Below are 22,715 nucleotides of genomic sequence, written 5' to 3' on the forward strand. Positions count from 1 at the left end.
AGCAACATTAGGTTGCAGGTGCTGACACTGCCAGTCTCATCAACAACAAACAGATGGAATAGATTTTGGCTGATAAATGGATCGTGGATAACGTCTTTCAAAATCAGACCTAAAGGTATGAATAGTTAAGATGCAGTGATACCAATCGAAGTCATTAACTGCTCAGAAAATTGCGACGGAAAAATCGCTGAGAACAGGGCATATATTGCCGTAGGTATTTGTTCTACCTAAAAATCTTTAACACCGTTAGCAGTGATTTTAACGAGCAAGAATGATCAGGTAATTGCTTTGGTTGGTATGACTATCACAGGGGCTCTTTTAACGCGCTCAACAGTTTACAGCGCGACATGCGAATCAATTAAGCAAACCCTCATGTCCAACGTTAACTAGTTCACACACTTGCGCATAAGGCAGCGAAACGATTAATTTGGTCCTATGTCAGTAAGAAGTCGATTTGCTGACGCCCGTTCAATTTCACGGCGCAACCAGCGGTGTGCGGTTTCATTAGTCCTACTTGGGTGCCAAATCATCGCCACATCTAAAGTAAATGTGTCGGCAGGCGAAGACACCTTTTTCAAATTATAGTGCTCGCCGAATAGGCCATGCATGGTATGGCTAGACAAACATACATATTCACTGCCTTCAACCACAGCAAGCATCTCTACGAAGCCTGCGGCGCTACAGCGAACATTCCGTCGGCTGAGCTCCGGGTAATCATCCTCACTCAATGTTGCTTTTCGGCTGTGCCACACTGAAGACACAACATGCTGCTCTTCCATCAACTGCTCGAAAGTAATCTGCTCACCTATCCTTGGATGATTGCGGCTGCACAGCACAACCAGGTTTTCGCGACTGATCACTTTATGGTGGAGATGGGAATGATCAGCTGGTGTGCGGTCTATAACCAGATCATAGCGCTGAAGGCGCAAGTCACTTTCATAATCCTCGGTAAATAGAGGGTGGACCTCAATCGTTACCTGTGGTGCTTCTCTATAAATATTACGCAATAAGATTGGGATTAGAGTAAAACTAATCAGGGAAATACACGCAATGGAGAACACTTTCTGGGATTTTTTAGGATCAAATTCTGCTGTGGAGTTAAGTGTCGAGTTAAAATTATTTAACGAAGCCAACAGCGCGGGGTAGATGTCTATCGAAAAGTTGGTTGGAGTAACACCGGTAGGTGTGCGATGAAACAGCGGCTCGCCATAGAGCTCGCGAAGCCTCGCTAAGGCTTTGCTAACGGCGGGTTGTGAAATATTCAGCCTTAGTGCCGCCTTAGACAAACTGGATTCTTCATATATTGCGACAAAGATAGGGATTAGGTTTAGCTCGGTATTTTTCATATCCAACCATAGAACAATAGGCTGCGAGGTTTCGCCAATAATTGTATGCAATCTTATATTAAATCACGACTGTCATCGTTAACTTTTAGCGACAAAACCCCATTAAGTTTAAAGTCGTGTTGCCATTAAAAGCGGCTCTAGCGAGCTTTTTTTGGGCTCTATTTACTGGGTGTTTCTTGTCGCTTCTCCATGACCTGATCAAGCCTAAAGCTCGCCTCTTTTTGACATGGGGGGACTCTTCAAAGGTCGCTAAGAATTCTCCCACATAAGCCTGTACAGGTACAAACATATAGGCATGATCGAGCAACCAGTCATAGTAAGTGTTTGAGGTAATGTCCGCATTGAGAAAAGAAAATGGGGGTGTTGTGATTGATTTAAGCGTCCAGCCCTCCCGTCGATACCATCAATTCCGTTCAGTTAGGGGCAATGGTTGGTTAGTGTCGAAGTGATTCAAGTCACACATAGCGAGATACAAACGGATTAGATAAACAGTGACAAAGGTAGGTGGGTGCTTAGGGGTTGAATAAGTCTATTCAATCCCTAAGCAATAGATGCTTTTTGTTAGCTATTATCAATGGCTTTAATTACCTTACAAGGGTTCCCTGCAGCAACCATGTTAGCTGGAACGTCTTTAGTAACAACACTTCCTGCGCCAATAACACTGTTATCACCGATGCGAACGCCAGGGCAAATTATCGCGCCCCCACCAATCCACACATTGTGACCGATGTGAATTTCAGTGCCAAACTCTACCCCCTCATCGACACGACTTACTTTCTCTAGCGGATGCCCAGCGGTATAAATTTGAACATTAGGTGCAAGCATGACGTTATCGCCAATGTACACTCTCGCGACATCCAAAATGACACAGTTGAAATTGGCGTAGAAATTTTTGCCAGCGATGATATTACTGCCGTAGTCACACCGAAAGGGTGGCTCTAAATAAGCGTTGTCGTTTTCAGGCAAAAGCTCATCGATGGCTGCGCGCCAGCTCTTAGTGTTAGGGATACTGTCATTTAACACTTGCAGTGTACGACGACAACGGATCCGTTCACCGTATAACTCTTTATCCCAGGCTAGGTAGGGTTCTCCAGCCAGCATCTTTTCTTTTTCGGTTTTCATGCGTTAACTCCATAGTATTGAATGCAGTTTATCTAAGTCAGTAAACATTAATCTGCCCAGCATCATGAAAAACTAAAATAATTGTTCACGCACAAAAAAGCAGCTGCACAATGCAGCTGCTCATATCGTCAATTAATAGGGGAGTGCGATGACCTTACGTTAAGGGACAGGAAACGTGTTTGTGGTGCTCCCAAAAGTGGTTCAGTTCAGCGACTGATACCCTCTCCCACTCATACAATTTCTCATTAGATCATCGCGCTCTTTTTGGTTTTGACTGGCCGCAGCATTTTTGGAGCCTCGACCACTTAATATCCCAACGGTGGTACCTATTGCGGCACCTTTTTTAGCGGCTTCAGAGCCCGAGTTGCCAGAAATCGAGCCTGCTGCCGCACCTGCAGCTGCACCTCTTGCACCGCGTTTAACCCCTTGCTCTACCGCGCCTGCGCCTTGGTTATTACCCACATTGTCAAGCATGGCTTCACACTGTCGATAATCCACGGAGAACTCAGACTGGTCATATTGAGACTCGTCAAAGAGAATGTTATGGGCAAATGCTGTATTTGGCAGTGCAAACAAACCTGCGAGACTAAGAGCAATGGTTAGGTTTGAAGTTAAACGTCGTGAATGGGAGCGATTCAAGGTATTTCCTCAAAAGAATGCAACTCCGTCTGCTGTGAAAACTAAATAATGTTGAGATTACGTCAAATTAGAATTGGTATGCGATACCCAGTGTCCAAATACTGTCTGACTGAATAGACGAGCTATCGATAACACCGTTGCTGTCAAAGTAAGTGTACTTAACATAAGGTGTCCACTCGTCAAAGGTCATACCCATGATCACTTCGTGCTCATGCGTAGAGAAGTCCTCTGATGGAAGTGAAGAAACGCCGGTTACACCATCAACTTGCTCGTAGGTGTATTTATAGTCAAGAAATACCTGACCAAAGTTCATTTGAGTACCTGCAAACACACTGCCCGTGCCGTAGCTTGTGCTAATGTCGGAGTATTGTGATTCCGTGTTACTTGCGTAGTTGTAGCCTAAGCCACCAAATAGATTAAAATTAGAATGAGCTTGGTAAATAAACGTCGCTTCTGCTAGTGCTTCTTCGCCGTCATCCCATTTGCCTACCTCACCATAAAGGTTCATATCCCATTGGTCAGAAAGTGAAAAGTCGTGTCCGTAACCTGCTGCCAACCATCCTTGGTCATCCATGCCAATGAAAACATTGCCATTTTCGGAAGTGTTGATGTTTGCGCCAACTTCTGTTGCGTAAACACTGTCTTTAGTAGCGTTAGAATCTACTTGCTGCTCTAGGTAAACTGAAGTCGATGCTGCCATCGCGCCAGTAGTGAAAAGGGCTGCTGTTGCTACTGTAAGAGTTTTTAGTTTCATTGTAATTCTCTACAATTGGTTGGTGAGCGCTGATTATGGCGTTACCACTGTAAAGAATATACACGCTGGACTTTGGTTGAGATATAAATGCTATTTATATTTTCGGCCTGTAATTGCTTCGACTATTTCCTTACGTTTGGCTTTATGGAATGGATCGCTGGCGTAGCGGCGGTGATAAAGCATACTCAAGGGAATGGGTTTTACACCAAAAGGTATCTCATGAATGTTTAACCCTAATCGTGGTGCAAAGGTTTCAGCAAATGAACGGGTGGTCGAACCTATATAGTCGGTGATTGCCGCAAGGCCGATCATACTGGCAAGGGATTCTGTCTCGATAGACACCTTACGCGGCTCAATGGGTTCATTCGCAATATGTTCGAGCGTTCCCATGTTGTTGCGGCGAATTTTCAGTGCGATATGCCTTTCAGCAAAGTATTGCTCCCGTGTCATCGTATCACCAATGCGAGGATGGTCTTTACGAGTCACGCACACTCCATCTTCTTGATAAATCTCTTCCACAATAACCGACTGCTTACGAGTGACCATGGCATCAATGACTAAATCCACTTTTTGTGTATTAAGATCGTCAATCACCTCTTGCTCATTAAGAGGTGTCACTACCGTATGCATTTGCTCGATGTGGCTGACTTTGTGGAGCACCACTTCACTGCAATAGAGATTGATTTGCTCTTGCTTTTGCTCAACCGTTTCCAGCACAGACATTGGCGACTGAATTTTATTGGCAAGAGCTACCGCAGCGCCTGTCGGTGCAATACCCCGCCCTTCTCTAACATAGAGGGACTTTCCAACAACGGCTTCCAAACGCTTTAAAGAGGCGCTAACAGCCGGCTGAGAAACATCGAGCTCTTCAGCAGCAAGTGTAATCGACCGATTTTTATACACTGAAAGAAACGTTGTTAACAGATTGAGATCCATAGTATTAATCCGAAATGGTCTAATATTTTTTACTATACCTAATCTAATGATTAGAAAGCAGCGCAATTCACAATTTTGGGTTTTATATTGAAAAGCACTGTTCATTGATTTGCGCATTTTCGCTCAAAACATTGGTTAATTAAGACAGTTTAGCAAAGCGCGCTCTTAACAAAAAAGCAACGAAATATCTGCGGAGTACTCTTTCCCTCTCATCTAGCCATCTTGTTTCAAATAACAATAAACGAGCATAAGCGACCAATAATGACCATGTAGCGGTCAGTTAATTGCTCACTGCCACTGCAATTTATACGCCTAGCACTGCCTCAAACGATTGCTACAGTTAACCAAAATGTTACATTATGATAACTAATTCACAGAATTGAACAAATAAGCTGTTAGTGTAATAGCCAACGTTCAAACGAACCAATATTGTGGTCGTTCGAAACAAAAGTGACACTATTTGTCATTTTAAACTCAGAGCACTAATAGGTCATGGAGTATCTAACACGTATGTTCAAACAGTTAGAGCGCACGCTTAACATCATTAATAAGCCAATCGCAGCCGTCTCATCGCAATTAGCGGGCCTGTTATTATTTGCGATGACAGTGATCGTTCTAATACAAATTGCATTTCGCTACGTGCTAAACATGCCACTCAGTTGGACGGACGAATCGTCTCGGTTTTTGATGATCTATATGACCTACTTGTGCCTACCCATCATCTACCTAGATGATCGCAATATTGCGATGACGTTTATTACCGACAAACTGCAAGGTACACGCGTATACGAGTTGTTAATGCTATTGGCACACTTAACCGCCTTAATACTGTTTGGCTTTTGGATTTATTTTGGTTTGGCGTTTTTAAAAAGCGGATCAGTAATGGCCGACAGCCTTCCTATTCCTATGTATGTCGTGTACGCGGTGCCACCAGTCATGCTGGCAGTGTCCTGTTCGTTCGCTCTACAAAAGCTATTTGGGTCCATTCATCGACTTTTTGCCCCAAAAGCGAGCGAGCCCAATTCAACTGCGCCCAAATCCACCTCTCACGGCAACTAGGACATCATCATGGTATCCCCAATTTTTCTTTTCTACTTTTTAACTTTTTTACTGATTGGTGTTCCGGTTTTATTCGCGTTAGGTCTTGCACCTATCATAACCTTTGTACAAAACGACCAAGTGATGTTCATCAATATGCTTTACCAAAGGCTGTATGCAGGACTAGACAACTTTTTGTTGCTCGCATTGCCCTTTTTCATGTTGGCTGGTGAATGCATGTCTTCCGGCGGGATCACCCCAAGGATCGTTTCTTTTGCTCAAACACGAGTACAGCATTTACGAGGTGGGCTCGGGCATGTCGTTATCTTAGCGTCGACTCTGTTTGGTGCTTTAACGGGTTCAGCCGTCGCAGCAACATCTGCCATTGGCAATATGCTAATTCCAGAAATGACAAAATATCGATACGACCGCTCATATTCTGCAGCACTTACCGCCGCCGCAACGGTGTTAGGTAATGTCATCCCACCGTCTGGCATCATGTTGATCTACGCATTTGTCATGAACACGTCCGTCGCTGCCATGTTTATCGCAGGCATTGTGCCAGGGATCATATTTTGTGTTGGCTTGATGGTAGTAAATCGTTTTCAGATCAGGCACTACCCCGATATTCAGCCTATGCCACGAGCCAACAAATTAGAAAGAAGTAAAAGTCTCCAAATGGCGATACTCCCTCTTATGACTCCGGTCATTATTTTGGGCGGTATTTATGGGGGTATTTTCACACCCACAGAAGCTGCTGCGGTCGCGGTCGCCTACGCCATTTTCTTATCGGTGTATGTGTTAAAGGTAACCAATATTAAAGCGACCTATGCACTCTTTGCCAAGGTCGCTGTAAATGCCGCAGCCGTGCTTATCATTGTGGCAGCGGCCAGTGGCTTTGCATCGGCCATAAGTTTTTCCGGCATTTCGAATGACATCACTAAGTTTATTGGCGAAATCACAACGGACCCAATCACCCTGTTTTTGATCGTCAATATCTTTTTGTTCGTGGTGGGGATGTTCTTGGACGCCGGTCCTGCAATCCTAATTTTTGCCCCCATCATTGGCCCTATTATGATTAATGCAGGCATTGATCCGGTTCATTTTGGTGTGGTGATGTGCATAAACCTTTCGATAGGGCTCGCGACACCACCAATGGGATTGGTTCTGTTTGTTGCTGCTGGGGTTTCTGGCATGCCACTGCAAAAAATCTCGCGTGCCATCATTCCCTTTATCGCTATCGAATTTGTCATTATCTTTCTAATTTCAATTTTTCCAGAGTTGGTCATTGGATTGCCGACACTGCTTGGCGTAATGCAATAGTATTTCTCCACACCAATGCAACCCAAAAACCAGCCGTAACAATAACGTGAACCCGCCCCTTAAAAGGAACTTAAACAATGAAAAAAACCCTTTTAGCACTTACTACAACCGCACTTTTTAGTGCTGGAGCAGCACAAGCCGCAGATTACAAACTGACGGTACCACATGTGACTAACATCGATGGGTACAACCATCAGTCATTGTTGGTATTTAAAAACTTTGTAGAGTCTCGTTCTAATGGTGCCATCGAAGTAGAAATTTACCCTGCAGGACAGCTATGTAGTACGGCAAAAGAGTGTATTGCCGGTGTTCAATCCGGTATATTCGACTACTTTCAAACTACCATTGCGGAGTTAGGTAACTACTGGCAACCTGTTGGTGCTTTTGATCTTCCTTATTTATTGCCGAATGATCGCGTCGCTGAGTGCGTATACGACAACGAAAAATTCCTCGGTGATGTTCGAAATGAAGTTTTAAAGAAAGCGCCCAATACGCGCTTGATGATGGTGTCAAACTCTGGCGGCTGGCGTAACTTTGCAACGACTAAGCAAATGATCAAATCTCCAGCGGACATTGATGGTCTAAAAATCCGTACCGTTCCCGCTAAAATTCAGCAAGAGCTAGTGAAAGAGTTGGGCGGAGCACCAACGCCTATTTCGTGGCCTGAAGTGTATACCGCACTCTCTACAGGCGTAGTCGATGGCACTAAAAACGGCATCGTCGACATTGTTCAAAACAAATTCCACGAAAGCTTGGATTTTATGACTCTTGACGGCCACGCCTACATGGGTGGTGCTTGGGTATTTAATGACATGAAGTTTAAGAGCATGTCAGATGACCTAAAACAAGTGATCGTTGACGGCATCAGTGCACAAAACCAATATCTGCGCGCTTACCCTAAACACCGCGAATTTACCGCTTACGAAGAGTTCCGTAAGGCCGGGGGAACCATCTATAACCCAACAGCGGAAGAGCGCAAAGCGTTCCAAATGGCGTCGGCTCCGGTAAAAAATTACTTCATTGAAACCACCGGTGACGAAGGCAAGATGTGGCTAGAACGCTTTGAGTCAGAGATCAAAACCTGTGAAATGAGTATTCAAGCAAGCTACGACATTCAATTTAATTAACAGCGTAACAAATAACCGTTTGGCATATAACGCTCCATGGGCACCTTAAGCTAAGGTGCCTTTTTCACTCACACCGGCAACGATAACTAAAGCGTTAATGCTGATGTACAATTTACCCAAAAGAAAAGAGAACACACTATGTTTAAAACGGAACAACAACGAGTAGGCCTAGGCTTATGGAAAGTGTCAAAAGACGACTGTGCTGATGCAGTTTACAATGCCATAAAAATTGGTTATCGACATCTCGACAGCGCTTGTGATTATGGGAATGAGAAAGAAGTAGGACAAGGTATTGCACGCGCCATCGACGATGGTCTTGTTACAAGAGAAGACTTATGGATCACCTCTAAACTCTGGAATACCTATCATGCGCCTGAGCACGTGCAACCAGCGTTAGAACGTACACTTAACGATCTAGGACTTGAGTACTTGGATCTTTATCTAATCCACTTCCCTATCGCACAGGCCTTTGTTCCTTTTGAGACTCGCTACCCACCTGAGTGGTTCCATGATCCTCAAGCCGCTGACCCGAAAATGGAATTTGCACAAGTCCCACTGCATCAAACATGGCAAGCGATGGAGTCTTTAGTCGACTTAGGCAGTGTCAAACACATCGGCGTCTGTAACTACAACTCGGCATTGTTATTTGACTTAGTTAACTACGCAAGAATCAAACCCGCTATGTTGCAAGTTGAAATACACCCCTACCACACTCAGCAGCGTCTACTCACCCTCGCCAATAATTTAGGCATTCCTGTCACTGCATTCTCACCACTTGGCGCACAGTCGTATGTAGAAATAGACATGGCGACTCAAGCTCAAGCTGTTATTGCGCGAGAAGAAGTGCTCAGTGCAGCAAAGGCTCATAATGTCACACCTGCCCAAGTGGTATTGCGTTGGGGCATTCAACGTGGTTATGCGGTTATTCCTAAGAGCACCAATCCAAAGCACTTGGCTGAGAACTTGGATCTGTTTAACTTCTCACTGACACAGGTAGAAATGGAAGCAATCAGTGGATTAAACCTCAACCATCGATTTAACGATCCTGGCCACTTTTGCGGTGAAGCCTTTAATACCCACTGCCCCATATACGATTAGGAGAGCCCATGCTGAAATTGACTTCAATAGACAACCAATTTGTCAATCGCGATGATGTATTTCCAGCCGTGATCGTAAACGATGGCAGTGTGACCACTATAGACGAAGCCTGCCAATGGATTGAGGATAGAATGTCAGACATCGCATCATTACTCGACAAAAGTGGTGCGATATTGTTTAGAGGTTTCCCTATTGCCAGTGCAGAGATGTTCGACGCATTTAGTGCCAGCTTTGGTTACCCCAATTTTACCTATCAAGATTCACTGTCCAATGCGGTACGCATCAACTTTACCGAGCGAGTGTTCACCGCCAACGAGGCACCCAAAGAAGTAGAGATAAACTTACATAACGAAATGGCTCAAACACCAATATTTCCCGATAAGATCTTCTTTAGCTGCCTCGTTCCCGCAGACACAGGGGGCGCATCACCAATCTTACGGGGAGACATGATGTATCACGCGCTCAAGAAAGCGTCTCCAAGCTTTACCGAGCAACTTGAGCAAAAAGGGGTAAAATACACCACACATATGCCTGCTGAAGATAACGCAGGATCAGGCCAGGGTCGTGGTTGGAAAAGCACTTTGTCCGTGTCGAACATTGACGAAGCAGAAACACGGTTAACCGAACTCGGCTATTCATGGGAATGGCAACTTGATGGCTCAATCAAAACTACGACCTGCCCACTTCCGGCCATCAAAGTGGCAAGCAACGGTAAAAAAGTCTTCTTTAATCAATTGATCGCAGCCTACTTAGGTTGGAAGGGAGTGCGTGAACAACATCACCCAACCTTGCGTTTTGGGGATGACTCCCAACTGCCAAAGGATGGCTTAGAGTTGATGTGTGAATTGTCAGAGACGTTAGTATTTGATGTTGAATGGCAAGCCGGTGATGTGGCATTGGTGGACAACAACCTCGCGATGCATGGACGACGCTCTTATGATGGTGAAACAAAACGGCAAGTGATCGTCGCTTTAGGAGCGGCCAAGTTACAATAAACGCACCTATACCCCCCTACCGATAGGCCTCGCCGAAATGCGGGGCCCCCTGTCACTTAAGTAGTAATTAAACGACGATTTCGTTATTTATACGCCTTACAAGACCTTTAACAGGCTACTTTTTACCCGAATTTCGTAATTTTTGTACACATTTTGTTGACCCAAGTCACAATAATGATATTATTGTGAGCAGAATCACAAAGAAGACGCGATAAGAGATAATCAGATGAACGAAAAAGTAGAAAACACCAACATAATATACTCCACTTCCACCTCTCTTGTTGAAGAAATGAACAAAGCGCTCGCTAGCTCTGAAATGGCTGCTATCATGAAAATGGTTGCTGCTGTAGCGGTAGCACTCATCGCTGTAGGTTCTTTCTGGGCATAGTCCCCACTTAGTTCGACAAAAAGACACATAAGTCCACTGCTTAGGCAGTGGATTTTTTTGCTTTTTTGGGGCCGACAATACTTCCTCACAGTGTTAGCAATTTACAATCTTGTATCTCTGCTGCTTTGGCCTCTACATACAGTGGTCATAGAGTAACTGAGATTGGTTGATTGGATATCGCGTTGGAGAAGCTACCTGTCTTCTCGACCCCCAGCAATGAGGCGCCAGGCCTATATAGCTTAACTATTGCATGGTTAGAGAACGTGGTTCCATGGTTATCAGCACAATAAGCCACACAATAAAAGTAAACAGCAAGTACCAAAACCGGCATCTAATGGGCTGTTCTCGACCATTTTTAAAGCCTTAGCATAAGATATGGTCATGAAGTTGCAGGCACCACACGAAAGGCATTTCATACCACAATGAAACAGCTAAACAAACCGAGTTCTCATTTTGTCCGGTGGGGTGGCGAAAAGTTTATCTTTGCCATTGAAAACACCAATATGGAAGATTGCATCCAAACGTCACAGTCAATTTAACAAACAACTTTACAAAAAAAACGCTTTGATGGGCGAGAAGTGATCGGTTCAATTGATAATGCCATTAACACTAATGGTCTGACTTTCGACTCAGTCCTAGCCTCAGAAGATAGGGCGCTGAACCCAACCAAAAACCACGGCCGAAACTGTAATCAAGCCGATTAATCGACTGTATATCATCATCCACACAAACATTAAATAATACAATAGACTCAGTGGGATATGGGGTGTTTTCTGCGCTACATCTCATTGGAGCACGCTATCACTGCCGCAAAATAGTGCATCTATCCCCCCACTTTATCAGCCCCTTTTCTTGAGTTGCACCAAACAAACCAAAAAAAGAACCAAATTGACCAATCTCACAATTAATGTGGCTTCAGAGTGCATTTAGCACCCTTAATATTTGTAAAACTTTGGTAACAAAGTTTGACATCCTTCATATTTTTAGTGCCAATCTCTACTAAAAATTTAACCCCGATCGCACTCCCCAAATTGTCCAATACACAACCATTGCGCTGCTTTTATACTCAATAAATATAATAATACAAATAAACAGGGTTGATGATCGACTTAACCCAGTAAACATTTCGGTGTGATGACAGACTCACCGGCTCATAACAAAATATGTGAAATTGAATAAGGAATGATAAAGGATGTCAGGAGTTCAATTAAGTAACGTCGTCAAGAGTTACGACGAGATGACAGTAGTTCATGGCATTGACCTGGATGTGAAACCTCAGGAATTCGTCGTGTTAGTGGGTCCATCTGGGTGTGGTAAATCAACGACTCTACGTATGATGGCAGGACTAGAAGAGATCAGTGATGGGCATATTGCGATTGGAGATCGCGTGGTCAACAACGTCGCACCAAAAGATCGTGATGTGGCGATGGTGTTCCAAAACTACGCTCTTTACCCTCACCTCAGCGTGGCAGAGAACATCGCTTTTGGCTTACGTATACGTAAAGTGCCAAAAGATGAAATCGCCAAATCAGTTAAAGACACTGCTGAAATTCTAGGACTTACCGATTTACTGGAACGTCGACCAGCCGACCTATCCGGTGGTCAGCGTCAGCGTGTTGCAATGGGACGAGCAATCGTTCGTCACCCTAAAGTCTTCTTGTTTGACGAGCCACTTTCTAACCTAGATGCTAAGTTACGTACTCAAATGCGTGCTGAAATCAAGCGTCTTCACAACCGTCTAGGTGTAACCAGTGTTTATGTAACCCACGACCAAGTGGAAGCCATGACGTTGGCAGACCGAATTGTCGTTATGAGCAACGGCCGCATCGAGCAAATCGGTACGCCAATGGATTTGTTTAACAATCCTAAAAACACCTTTGTCGCGACCTTTATCGGTTCACCACCGATGAACCTCATTGAAGGCATCGCTGTTCAAGAAGGCGACAAGTGGTTCGGTACATTTGATAATCAAAAAGTTCTGCTGCCAAACGTAGAAGACTTGGAGCACAACAAAGCCATCACTATCGGTATTCGTCCTGAATACACTGACATCACTCCACAAGAGACCTCAAGCCCAGTTAAAATTGATTTGGAGCTCGTTGAGACTTTGGGTTCAGAAGCACTACTGCATTGCCACTTAGGCCAGAATGCCTTTGTGACAAAAGTAGAAACTCACGGCAAAGTCGAGCACCTTCACAACGTTGATACGCTGTATTTCCGCCAAGAAGCCATTACCGTCTTTGATCGCCATAGCGGTCAAGCGCTGCTTGAGAAGTAGAGGTGGATTATGAACAGTATTGAACGGGCTGAACACGCAAGGATAGCCGCTAACCACGGCAAGTTGCGTCTAAAAGTGAACTGGTTTATCCAGCACTTAAAAAGAGAATGGCAATTGTACTTGCTGCTTGCACCGACCATCATTTGGTTTGTGCTGTTCTTGTACAAGCCGATGTACGGCTTACAAATCGCCTTTAAAGACTACAGTGTATTCCGCGGGATCACCGACAGTCCTTGGGTAGGTTTTGAGCATTTCTATACACTCTTCGAAAACGAACAGTTTATACGTGCCATCCGTAACACCGTGATGATCAGTGGTGCCAGTCTTATCTTTGGCTTCCCAGTTCCGATTATTTTAGCGCTTATGTTCAACGAAATATTGAACGCTAAATTTAAACGTACTGCGCAAACCATCGTGTACTTACCACACTTCATCTCGGCGGTAATCATTGCAGGTATCGTCATTACAGCGTTCTCACCTTCTACCGGTGTGGTCAACTTAATGCTCAATGCCTTTGGATACGACTCTGTCTACTTTCTCACCAAACCTGAATGGTTCAGAACCATCTTCGTTGGTACAGGTATCTGGCAAGAGGCGGGCTTTAGCTCCATCGTATTCTTAGCAGCAATTGCGGGTGTTAACCCATCGCTGTACGAATCTGCGGTAGTTGACGGTGCGTCACGCTGGCAAATGATGTGGAAAATCACGCTTCCATGCATCTTACCAACCGTACTCATCATGCTAATCATCCGAATTGGTAACATTTTGGAAGTGGGCTTCGAGATGATCATTATGCTCTATCAACCTGCTACGTATGAGACTGCTGACGTTATCAGTACCTTTATTTATCGCCAAGGTCTGCAAGCCGCGAAGTACGACCTCGCAGCAGCCGCTGGTCTGTTTAATGCAGTCATTGCCTTCTTGTTGGTAATGACTGCAAATACCATCAGTAAGCGCGTGTCTAAAACGTCACTTTGGTAAGGAAGCCGTATGTCTAACTCAATGAACATGAACCTATACTCACGTGGTGACAAAACGTTTGTATATCTCAATATGTTTCTGGTCGCGATGTTTACGATCAGTACGCTCTACCCATTCATCTATGTCGCTTCTCTATCAATGAGTGCCGGTGATGCGGTAACCGCTGGTAAAGTTGTGATGACGCCTGTCGACATCACCTTTGCCGCCTATGAAAAAGTTCTGTGGGATCCAGCGTTTTGGACCGCCTATAAGAACACCTTCATTTATACATTCTTTGGTACTTTAACCAGTTTAGTGATCATCATTCCTGGTGCTTACGCCCTATCTAGACCACAACTGTTAGGACGCAAGTATTGGAACATTATGATCGCTTTTACCATGTGGTTTAACGCAGGCATGATCCCATTCTTCCTAAACATGAGAGATTTGGGGCTGCTTGATAGTTACATAGGTATCATCATTGGTTTTGCGTGTAATGCCTTTAATATCATACTTCTACGTAACTTCTTTGAAGGTGTACCCTCATCGTTTGAAGAGGCGGCGCGTATGGATGGAGCAAATGATTTTCAGGTGTTGTGGAAAGTGTTTATTCCACTCGCAAAACCGGCCATCGCCACCGTAACGTTGTTTTGTATTGTTGCTCGCTGGAACGGATTTTTCTGGGCAATGGTCCTACTACGTGACGAAGATAAAGTACCTCTACAGGTATACCTACGCCAAATCATCACCCAATTGACGGATGACGACACCTTCGCCAGTACCCTTATGACCTCAGCGTATTCGTTCGAGACAGTAAGTGCCGCGATCATGGTGTGTTCAATCATCCCAGTACTGCTGATTTACCCATTTATACAAAAATACTTCAACAAAGGGATTATGTTAGGTGGTGTTAAAGAGTAATCCCGCCCCTACGCCATAACAAAAAGGAAATAATAATGGATAGAACAATGAAAACGCGTCTTGCCACTGTGGTTGCGGCTTCGTTATTGGCATCTGCTGGTGCTTATGCGGACAGTAAAGTGACAGACAAACCTCTTACGTTGGACATTCACTTTCATACCAAAAAGTATGTGCATAACAATGAATGGCCAGTTGAGAAAGAGGCTGCTCGACTCACTAATGTTAGCTTAAATAACGTTGCATCTATGGCAACAACTAAAAGTGAAGAGGCGTTTAACCTGTTGATTGCATCTGGCGATTTACCAGACATCGTAGGTGGCTCAAGCATTCGCGACAATGTGAACCGTTACGGTCCAGAAGGGGCATTTGTACCTCTAAACGATCTTATCGATGAGCATGCACCTAACATCAAAGCATTCTTTGACAAAAACCCAGACATCTTTGCTTCCATCAAAGCTGCAGACGGTAACGTGTACTACATCCCTTACTTGCCAGACGGCAAATACGGTCGTGGTTACTTCATTCGCTACGATTGGTTAAACAAGCTTAACCTTGAAGTACCAAACAACGTAGACGAGTTGTATGAAGTACTTGTTGCTTTCCGTGACCAAGATCCAAACGGCAACGGCAAGAAAGACGAAGTGCCAATGTTTATGCGTCACTGGGAAGAGTTGATCCGTATGGTAACCCTTTGGGACGGCCGTACTTCTGGCTCTGACACCTTCCACGATTTCCACGTAGTTGACGGTGAAATTCGCCACGGTTACGTCGGTGACGGCTACAAAGAAGGTATTAAGAACCTGGCAATGTGGTACAAAGAAGGGCTAATCGATGCGGAAGTATTTACTCGCGGCAGTCGCTCACGTGAATACCTACTGTCTAATGACTTAGGCGGTATGACCCATGACTGGTTTGCTTCTACCTCTGGTTACAACGATTCACTGGCGGACGATATCGAAGGCTTTGAGTTCAAAGCATTCGCGCCACCAGCGTCTAAAGCAGGTCTTCGCATCGAAGAGCACCAACGTGCACGTGTTAAGCCCGAAGGCTGGGCAATTTCGTACACCAACGAACATGCTGTAGAAACCATCAAGTACTTTGATTTCTGGTTTACTCAAGAAGGTCGTCGTTTGGCGAACTTTGGTATTGAAGGTGAGCATTACACCGTAGTTGACGGTCAACCTACCTTTAAGAAAGAGATGCTAGAGTCTGAAACACCGCTCAACGCTCAAATGTGGGCGATTGGTGCTCAGATCCCACGTGGTTTCCCAATGGATTACTCTTACGAGATCCAATGGTCAAACAAATACGCTCTAGAAGGTATTGCACTGTACGACCAAGGCGACTACTTGTTGCCTACTCCGTTCATGGGTGTCTCTATGAACAACAGTGAAAAATCGACTTACGACCGTAACTGGGTAACAATCCGCGACTACATGCTAGAAATGCAACAAGCTTGGATCCTTGGCTCTCGCGATGTTGAAGCTGACTGGGATAACTACATCAAGCAAGTAGAGAAGATGGGTTACAGCGATGTAATCAAAGTGATGCAATCGGCCTACGATCGCGCATACAAATAAGTAAAAGGGTTCATCCTTAGCAACCTTTTGCCAGCACTTCGGTGCTGGCTTTTTTATGCCTCAATCAGTGGGCTTAATAAGCCATACTATTTAGAATATCAAATGTAGCGCCTCATCTTAGCGCCTATCCAAGGGGCGAATAAGGTCACAACTAATACGATGGGCCAAATATTTCCATTTTTAAATGTATACGCCTCCAGCAAAGAGCGTAACGAGTCACCCTGCCACAACCCAAAAGCGAACTCGAAAGCCACTGTTGATATCAACCAGGCTCCCCCAATGTATAGATAGGTATTCGCGACTTGTGGACTCATCCAAGGAAGCATCCAATATGCCAAAATAAGGATCACCGCCGAAAGTAAGATTCCGCTCAGAACCAAACTGGTTGTGGTACCCAAAATGGGGTTAAAAACGACCTCTCTTAATCCACCATTGACTACTGCCAGTACTAAAATGAGCAGCCAAATAAGCAAAGCTTTTAACGCTACAGAAATAGACATGCCGCCTCCTATTGAATACCAACTTTACGTGCAGTGATGTGAGCATAGCGCACTGTGCAAACAACGCCCTAGCCTGTGCTAGAAAGTCTATAGTTTAACGCTATTTCAATGACTTCCGTCATATTCTTTGCAGTGAGAATAGGCTCTTGGTGTGCAGTGTCGTACCGTTCCGGTGGCGCATACAAAATAGGTGTTAATCCCGCATTAAGTGCACCACAGTAATCATTTTTCATATGATCTCCGACAAACAGCGTCTTGCTAGCTTGAGCATTCAGCTCATCCAGTGCCAGTTGGAATATTTTTTGACTCGGTTTTCGTATACCCGCACTTTCTGAAATAACCACACAATCGAACATTTTTAAGAGACCGCTGGAGTGTAATTTGTCAGTTTGATTTCGCGTTTGGCCGTTAGTCACTATTCCGAGCGCAAAGCCTGCGTCTTTTAGGCAGTACAAACCCTCCATGCAACCTTCAATCAACACTGAGTGGTTTGGAATCCATTGTTGCCAATAGGCTTCTAATTCGCTTCTCTGTACGGGATCGTGTTTCCAAATAGGTAATTTCTGTAGAGCAGCGCTTCTTTGCGCATGAGTTGCGTAGCCGCTTTGATCAAGCTCTAATAGAGAATTACTGAGTTCTTCACAATCTACGTCGCACAGTAGATCGCAAGCAAACTCAAGTAAAAATGGCTGAGCAAAACTCTTAACAGTCTTACTCCTGTCAATCAGTGTGTTATCAAGGTCAAACAAGATGGTATTAATCGCCGTTTCTCCTAGTCACCAATCAATTGGGTCGTATTGTTAACTCAACTATCCCATACTGCCGCATCAGTTTTTCAACCGACAGCTCACTCCAATTTCGGCGCATTTTTTCAATTTTGGCCAGTGGTACATCGTGTATGGATTCATATTGCCCTGTGCATTCGATGATTGCGACTGGGATTTTTTTTCGACCTGCCATCGCCAAATAGTCGTGCAACTCCCACTCCTCAATGAAGGTATTCGACACCACCACCGATTGATGTTTCTGCAACGCCTTTAGCGTTTGCTGCTTACACCAGTGATGAGCCTCTTTGAGCTTCGTTGGGCGAAATCGGTACTCCCCCCGCTCTGTTACAAAGTACATGTCAGTCTCTAAATGCTGCGCACCCATCTGCTCGGCATAGTGCTGCGCAAGTGTCGACTTCCCAGAGCCAGGAATACCTCGAATTAAGGTCAGTGTCGGTTTGTTCGCTTTTTGGTTATGCATCAATGAGGCGCTTTAATCGTGTCGGAATCAATAAGGATACCCCTACCAAGTGTGAGATTACTAATAGAAACCTACATTGATGTGCGCAAACACTAACACTCTTGCCAAAGCTTTGATAAAAATTGCGCTAACGATCTTAGATTCCAATAAAGCAATGACCAATCAACCTGTTTTGTATGTAAAAGGTACGTTCAATGGATGGGGGCTAGACACGCCACTCACGCTGAACAGTAACGGACTATTAGAAGCGGAAATCGTGTTTTCTGCCGACGAGCATCAGTTCAAAATCACTGATCGCGATGGCAGTGATGAGTGGACATTAACGGCGCACCCAACGCAACGAACCACACTGTCTGTCGACCAAGCTCAGCCGCTCATTGCCAGTCAGGGCATTGGAAATGATCTCTGTTTTCTACCCTCTGCAACCCAGCGCTTCCAAGTATTGGTTGCGTTGTCTGAAACCCCTAGCCTTACCATTATAAAAGCGACGACAAACGGTACACCGACACGCAGCCTCATCTCAAAAACTGTTTCTGTACCTACCTCACAGCCGGCTTTATTGCGCTCTGCACCACACGCATTAGCGGCTGACTCACTGTTTGATGCCATTGCCATCGAACGTGCAGAGACTTTCCCCTTTGTATTTGGTGACAATGTCGATGGTTATTACGAAGGCAAAACCCACAGCTTGAGTGAGGGAGGTCGTTATCGACATCATCAAGGTTGGTATCTCGGTACTTTTGCTTCATTAGTTAATGGGCGATGCAACGATAGGAGTAGTGCTCACGCAGCCACCCTACAAGCGTTTGGGTTACAACATCATTACTCAAATACAGACAGCCACGATTGTATTTCCATTGTCGCAGGTCAGCGTATGGCCATCTTAAGCGTTGAAAGCTCACAGCCTGCTCAACTGGGCGTCTTGCCTGAACTTAATATTGCATTGGCACATTCAAAGGTAGAAGTCATCGGCGATGTTTTACTTTATTCTTTAGAAAAAAGCGTGTGCCCAGAAGGTTGCCCTCAATACATCGCGATCTCAACCAGCGAAAGCGCTCAGTTTGAAGAACAAACGACACAAAACATTGCCAAATTTGAGTCCGCCCCTCCTCTATCGGCATCGAACGTTGCGTTACTAATCCAGTCACTCAACCCGACGCAAAGCCTGTCTGTTTACCTCTGTTTCGAACAACAAAGAGACGTTGCCCTTCAACGCGCTCAAGAGGCACGTACTCACCATGCCTTGCGCCGCTTTCAACAAAGTCAGTATGACTTCTTAGTCTCCAACTATCTCTGGAGCGACGACGTTGAATACAACCAGGCAGTGATGTGGGCTCGACTATCCAGTAGGATGTTTGTCAGTCATGAGTTTGGTACGGGTATTTGGGCTGGGTTGCCTTGGTTTAAAGATTGCTGGGGCCGAGATACGTTTATTGCTTTACCTGGCACAAGTCTCATTAACGGTAAGTTGGACGAAGCCAAAGCCATCATTGAAAACTTTGCTCAGATGCAATTGGATGACAGTCAGTCGGTCAATCATGGGCGGATCCCCAACCGTGTGACCAGTAAAACCAACATCATTTATAACACCACCGATGGTACTCCCTGGATGATACGTGAAATCATGGAGTACATTAATTACAGTGGCGACATGGCCTTCGCCGGTGACATGTTCCCTGTAATGCAACGTTTCATCGAGGGGGTAGAAACACACTATCTGGACGACGATAAACTGCTTAAACATCGACACCCTGATACTTGGATGGACGCAAAAATCGCAGGACAAATTCCCTGGTCTCCTCGAGGACCTAAAGCAAATGATATTCAGGCTTTATGGTACGAAGCGTTGATCTGTGGAGCACAACTAGCAGAGCTTTGTGAGCAAACCGACATGCAGCAGCACTGGCTTTCACTGTCGGAGCAAGTAAAACGCAGTTTTCACTCTAAGTTTTGGGATGAACACACAAAGCAACTGGCGGATAGACTGGAAGAAGATGACCTTGCAGATTACAGTTTGCGTCCTAACCAACTAATGACACTGACGATTCCACAAAGTCCACTCTTGGCTGCTGATATTGGGCAGCACATGTTGCGTAATTGTGTTAAAGGCTTATTGTTTCCATGGGGTATTTGCTCTTTAGAGCAGACCCATATCGATTTTCACCCATACCATGACGGACGCGACGAATATCATAAAGATGCCGCCTATCATAACGGTACGATCTGGGGTTGGAATGCGGGATTCACCATTAGTGCACTTCTAAAATTCAAACAGACAGAGCTGGCATATCAACTGAGTAAAAATTTAGCCAAACAAATTCTCACTATGGGCCATTTAGGCACCATGAGTGAAAACTTAGACGCGTTTCAAAAAGACCGTAACGATCTAAGAGAAACTGGCACTTACTCCCAAGCTTGGTCTGTCTCTGAATACGCTCGAAACGCGCAGCAAGACTACTTAGGTTTCACTCCTAAACTGAGCCAAAACCACATTATCTTTAGACCCAAAATCCCAGAGCAATGGCAAGAGTTTGATGCTCGAATACCTTTTGGTATGGGGTCTGCATTGTTTGTTAAGTATCAAAAAGTGGGTAAAGGCTTTAATTACTCTATCAGCTGCGAAAACCCACCAAGAGGCTTGAGTCTTTATCTAGATATTGAGCATCACCATCAATGTCTGTCGCTTCAATGCGATATTGAACAGACGCCTCTTTTAGATTGTCACTTTGATGGTTGTAATGGGTGGGATGTCAATGTTGAGCCATCGAAATGGAGCGTGCTGAGCTCGGTGAGCTATCCGATTCTCGACGAGTTGAGTTTTGCCCAACCTGACTGGACAAGACAACATAACGCGTTACTAGAAAAAGACTATTTACTGGAGAAGCGCGAGTCTGAAGGGTTGTCCATCGATAAAGATTAACCTCACGAAGGTTAAGCCACTCACGAAAGCGAGTGGCTTGGCAGCGAAATCTTAGCCATGACTCTCTAGTGGCAGGTGCCCCGTTTTCACCCAGATAATCGTTTCTTGCTCTACATAAGGTTTATGAGCACTCATGTGAGGGTTTCTGATCCAATGGCCTTTTGGGTAACGTCCCTGCTCGTCGATAAACTCTCCAGAAACGACAAAGATCTCTTCACCACCAAAGTGCCTATGAGCTTGGAACTGTTCCCCTTTTGGCCACTTCACTAGCGCAACATGTTCATGCTCAAAGTCGTGGAGTGACATCACTTTGAGGTTCCCCAGTCCATCGAGCCAAGACTGTACATTGGTATCGATGCGCACCTCGCGTCTGTCATCAGCATTAAACTGATTCAGTTTAACCAGGATAATACACCCATCACGGCTAAAAGGCGCATGCGAGCTGCCTGGAGGATTACGCAAATAGGTCCCTGCAGGATAATCACCATTCTCGTCTGAAAATACCCCCTCTAACACCAAGATTTCTTCACCCAGCGGATGAGGGTGCGTATCGAACTTAGACCCAGGTGCATATTCAACAATGCTCGTGGTGTGACCAGACTCTTTGGCTTCTCGCTCTAACGGCTTGCGCTTTACGCCTTTCGATGGACTCTGCACCCACTTCGCTGCTTGCGTATCAATGACAAGCCTTTCTCGAAAATCCATATTCAGCATTAATGGTCCTTGTGTTCTTATCACTTCTCGCTGTAAATCACTATACGACAGTTTGCGCTAATAGTTCATCGCTAATCGCTAAACCATTGATTATAGGTTTTGATGAGTGCTATAACTGATGGTCTGTGATCTCCAAGAGTCTGATAATGCAAGTACTTCCACCTGATCAAATCCAACCGCAATCACTGCGAGATTATGCCGATGAGTGCTATCAATCAGGACTCCGTATGTACCATAACGCAAGGCACGACCCCAGTGCTTATATACACGGATTGTTGGAGCGTGATAAAGGTAACCCTGACTACCTCAATGGCGGATTTCTTCCAAGTGCGACCTTTTATGCCGTGGACGGCGATTTTATCCTTGGTGCGATCCGAGTTCGACGAGGGAGCAACTATCAGGTGGACAACATCATTGGCCACATTGGCTATGAAACCCGACCAAGTGCGCGCAATCTAGGAGTGGCTAAAACACTGCTCAATTGGGTGATTGATCACCACCTCATTGGTGATGCCCTCATTAGTGTCGAGCAAGAAAACATTGCCTCCATAAACGTGATCGAAAGTATTGACGCAATGGCATTAGAGCCATTTTATGACGACGATATGGGCATCATATTGCGCTTTAAAATCACCGGGTCTCAAAGTAGCGCTTTAACAAGTCCCTCCCCAAAAAGCTAATAGACTTTTGTTTGATTTAGATTAACTTTTGATCAGAGCAACAGCCAACAGGATCACACCAACGAAGCCAAAAATTGGTCATGCTAATAGGGTGTTCAATAATGATTGAGTACGCCTATGCTAAGCCTGTTTCGCAAAATGACTTGGA

At 44.9% G+C, this 22,715-nt stretch carries 21 protein-coding genes and 1 pseudogene; 12 read left to right on the top strand and 10 right to left on the bottom strand.

Annotated features, from left to right (window positions below; translation table 11 throughout):
* Positions 1 to 422: 422 nt before the first annotated feature.
* From ST37_RS06405 to ST37_RS06430, 6 genes and pseudogenes are all read right to left on the bottom strand, one after another.
* Positions 423 to 1,346: a LysR family transcriptional regulator gene (locus tag ST37_RS06405; RefSeq protein ID WP_084884754.1), complete on the bottom strand. Its 924-nt coding sequence runs from the start codon at positions 1,344 to 1,346 to the stop codon at positions 423 to 425.
* Between the two features lie 158 nt (positions 1,347 to 1,504).
* Positions 1,505 to 1,689: pseudogene (locus ST37_RS06410) on the bottom strand (arylsulfatase); the annotation flags it as partial.
* A 218-nt stretch (positions 1,690 to 1,907) separates the two neighbouring features.
* The gene (locus ST37_RS06415) at positions 1,908 to 2,468 is read right to left on the bottom strand and encodes a sugar O-acetyltransferase (RefSeq protein ID WP_084884755.1); all 561 of its coding nucleotides are present in this window, start codon (positions 2,466 to 2,468) and stop codon (positions 1,908 to 1,910) included.
* Positions 2,469 to 2,669: 201 nt separating this feature from the next.
* A complete protein-coding gene (locus tag ST37_RS06420) occupies positions 2,670 to 3,107 on the bottom strand; it encodes a glycine zipper family protein (RefSeq protein ID WP_084884756.1) in 438 nt (145 codons plus the stop codon).
* A 67-nt stretch (positions 3,108 to 3,174) separates the two neighbouring features.
* A complete protein-coding gene (locus tag ST37_RS06425; protein WP_084884758.1) occupies positions 3,175 to 3,861 on the bottom strand; it encodes a hypothetical protein in 687 nt (228 codons plus the stop codon).
* Positions 3,862 to 3,951: 90 nt separating this feature from the next.
* Complete coding sequence (locus tag ST37_RS06430) at positions 3,952 to 4,797, bottom strand: LysR family transcriptional regulator (protein ID WP_084884760.1); 846 nt, start codon at positions 4,795 to 4,797, stop codon at positions 3,952 to 3,954.
* A 510-nt stretch (positions 4,798 to 5,307) separates the two neighbouring features.
* On the opposite strand from ST37_RS06430, the gene ST37_RS06435 reads away from it, so the two are divergent.
* From ST37_RS06435 to ST37_RS06475, 10 genes are all read left to right on the top strand, one after another.
* The gene (locus ST37_RS06435) at positions 5,308 to 5,856 is read left to right on the top strand and encodes a TRAP transporter small permease (RefSeq protein WP_084884762.1); all 549 of its coding nucleotides are present in this window, start codon (positions 5,308 to 5,310) and stop codon (positions 5,854 to 5,856) included.
* Positions 5,857 to 5,865: 9 nt separating this feature from the next.
* Complete coding sequence (locus tag ST37_RS06440) at positions 5,866 to 7,158, top strand: TRAP transporter large permease (RefSeq protein WP_084884764.1); 1,293 nt, start codon at positions 5,866 to 5,868, stop codon at positions 7,156 to 7,158.
* 77 nt (positions 7,159 to 7,235) lie between these two features.
* Positions 7,236 to 8,285, top strand: coding sequence for a TRAP transporter substrate-binding protein DctP (dctP, locus tag ST37_RS06445; RefSeq protein WP_084884766.1), 1,050 nt, complete (start codon positions 7,236 to 7,238; stop codon positions 8,283 to 8,285).
* Positions 8,286 to 8,423: 138 nt separating this feature from the next.
* Entirely contained in the window at positions 8,424 to 9,383 is a 960-nt protein-coding gene (locus ST37_RS06450; protein WP_084884767.1) for an aldo/keto reductase, read from the top strand.
* An 8-nt stretch (positions 9,384 to 9,391) separates the two neighbouring features.
* Positions 9,392 to 10,378 (top strand): TauD/TfdA family dioxygenase, encoded by a 987-nt coding sequence (locus ST37_RS06455; RefSeq protein ID WP_084884769.1) that lies wholly within the window; start codon positions 9,392 to 9,394, stop codon positions 10,376 to 10,378.
* A gap of 226 nt (positions 10,379 to 10,604) precedes the next feature.
* On the top strand, positions 10,605 to 10,766 hold the full coding sequence (locus tag ST37_RS19960; protein ID WP_172400940.1) for a hypothetical protein: 162 nt from the start codon (positions 10,605 to 10,607) through the stop codon (positions 10,764 to 10,766).
* Positions 10,767 to 11,958: 1,192 nt separating this feature from the next.
* A complete protein-coding gene (ugpC, locus tag ST37_RS06460; protein WP_084884770.1) occupies positions 11,959 to 13,044 on the top strand; it encodes a sn-glycerol-3-phosphate ABC transporter ATP-binding protein UgpC in 1,086 nt (361 codons plus the stop codon).
* A gap of 9 nt (positions 13,045 to 13,053) precedes the next feature.
* Positions 13,054 to 14,025: an ABC transporter permease subunit gene (locus tag ST37_RS06465; RefSeq protein WP_084884772.1), complete on the top strand. Its 972-nt coding sequence runs from the start codon at positions 13,054 to 13,056 to the stop codon at positions 14,023 to 14,025.
* Between the two features lie 9 nt (positions 14,026 to 14,034).
* On the top strand, positions 14,035 to 14,925 hold the full coding sequence (locus ST37_RS06470) for a carbohydrate ABC transporter permease (protein ID WP_197687453.1): 891 nt from the start codon (positions 14,035 to 14,037) through the stop codon (positions 14,923 to 14,925).
* Positions 14,926 to 14,960: 35 nt separating this feature from the next.
* On the top strand, positions 14,961 to 16,505 hold the full coding sequence (locus tag ST37_RS06475) for an extracellular solute-binding protein (protein WP_197687454.1): 1,545 nt from the start codon (positions 14,961 to 14,963) through the stop codon (positions 16,503 to 16,505).
* A gap of 98 nt (positions 16,506 to 16,603) precedes the next feature.
* On the opposite strand, the gene ST37_RS06480 is transcribed toward ST37_RS06475, so the two are convergent.
* The 3 genes from ST37_RS06480 to ST37_RS06490 form a co-directional block, all read right to left on the bottom strand.
* Positions 16,604 to 17,005 carry a hypothetical protein gene (locus tag ST37_RS06480; RefSeq protein ID WP_084884773.1) on the bottom strand — a complete coding sequence of 134 codons (402 nt, stop codon included), beginning with the start codon at positions 17,003 to 17,005 and terminating at the stop codon, positions 16,604 to 16,606.
* 68 nt (positions 17,006 to 17,073) lie between these two features.
* Positions 17,074 to 17,754, bottom strand: coding sequence for an HAD-IA family hydrolase (locus ST37_RS06485; protein ID WP_172400941.1), 681 nt, complete (start codon positions 17,752 to 17,754; stop codon positions 17,074 to 17,076).
* A 34-nt stretch (positions 17,755 to 17,788) separates the two neighbouring features.
* Complete coding sequence (locus ST37_RS06490) at positions 17,789 to 18,253, bottom strand: ATP-binding protein (RefSeq protein WP_084884777.1); 465 nt, start codon at positions 18,251 to 18,253, stop codon at positions 17,789 to 17,791.
* Between the two features lie 154 nt (positions 18,254 to 18,407).
* On the opposite strand from ST37_RS06490, the gene ST37_RS06495 reads away from it, so the two are divergent.
* Positions 18,408 to 21,173, top strand: coding sequence for an amylo-alpha-1,6-glucosidase (locus ST37_RS06495; RefSeq protein WP_084885232.1), 2,766 nt, complete (start codon positions 18,408 to 18,410; stop codon positions 21,171 to 21,173).
* Between the two features lie 51 nt (positions 21,174 to 21,224).
* Here ST37_RS06495 and ST37_RS06500 read toward each other — a convergent pair whose 3' ends face one another.
* Positions 21,225 to 21,887 carry a cupin domain-containing protein gene (locus ST37_RS06500; RefSeq protein ID WP_084884779.1) on the bottom strand — a complete coding sequence of 221 codons (663 nt, stop codon included), beginning with the start codon at positions 21,885 to 21,887 and terminating at the stop codon, positions 21,225 to 21,227.
* Positions 21,888 to 22,033: 146 nt separating this feature from the next.
* Between ST37_RS06500 and ST37_RS06505 the strand changes: the two genes are divergently transcribed.
* Positions 22,034 to 22,567, top strand: coding sequence for a GNAT family N-acetyltransferase (locus tag ST37_RS06505; RefSeq protein WP_084884781.1), 534 nt, complete (start codon positions 22,034 to 22,036; stop codon positions 22,565 to 22,567).
* Positions 22,568 to 22,715: the final 148 nt, after the last annotated feature.

The organism is Vibrio sp. qd031, assembly GCF_002100145.1.
Lineage (GTDB): Bacteria > Pseudomonadota > Gammaproteobacteria > Enterobacterales > Vibrionaceae > Vibrio.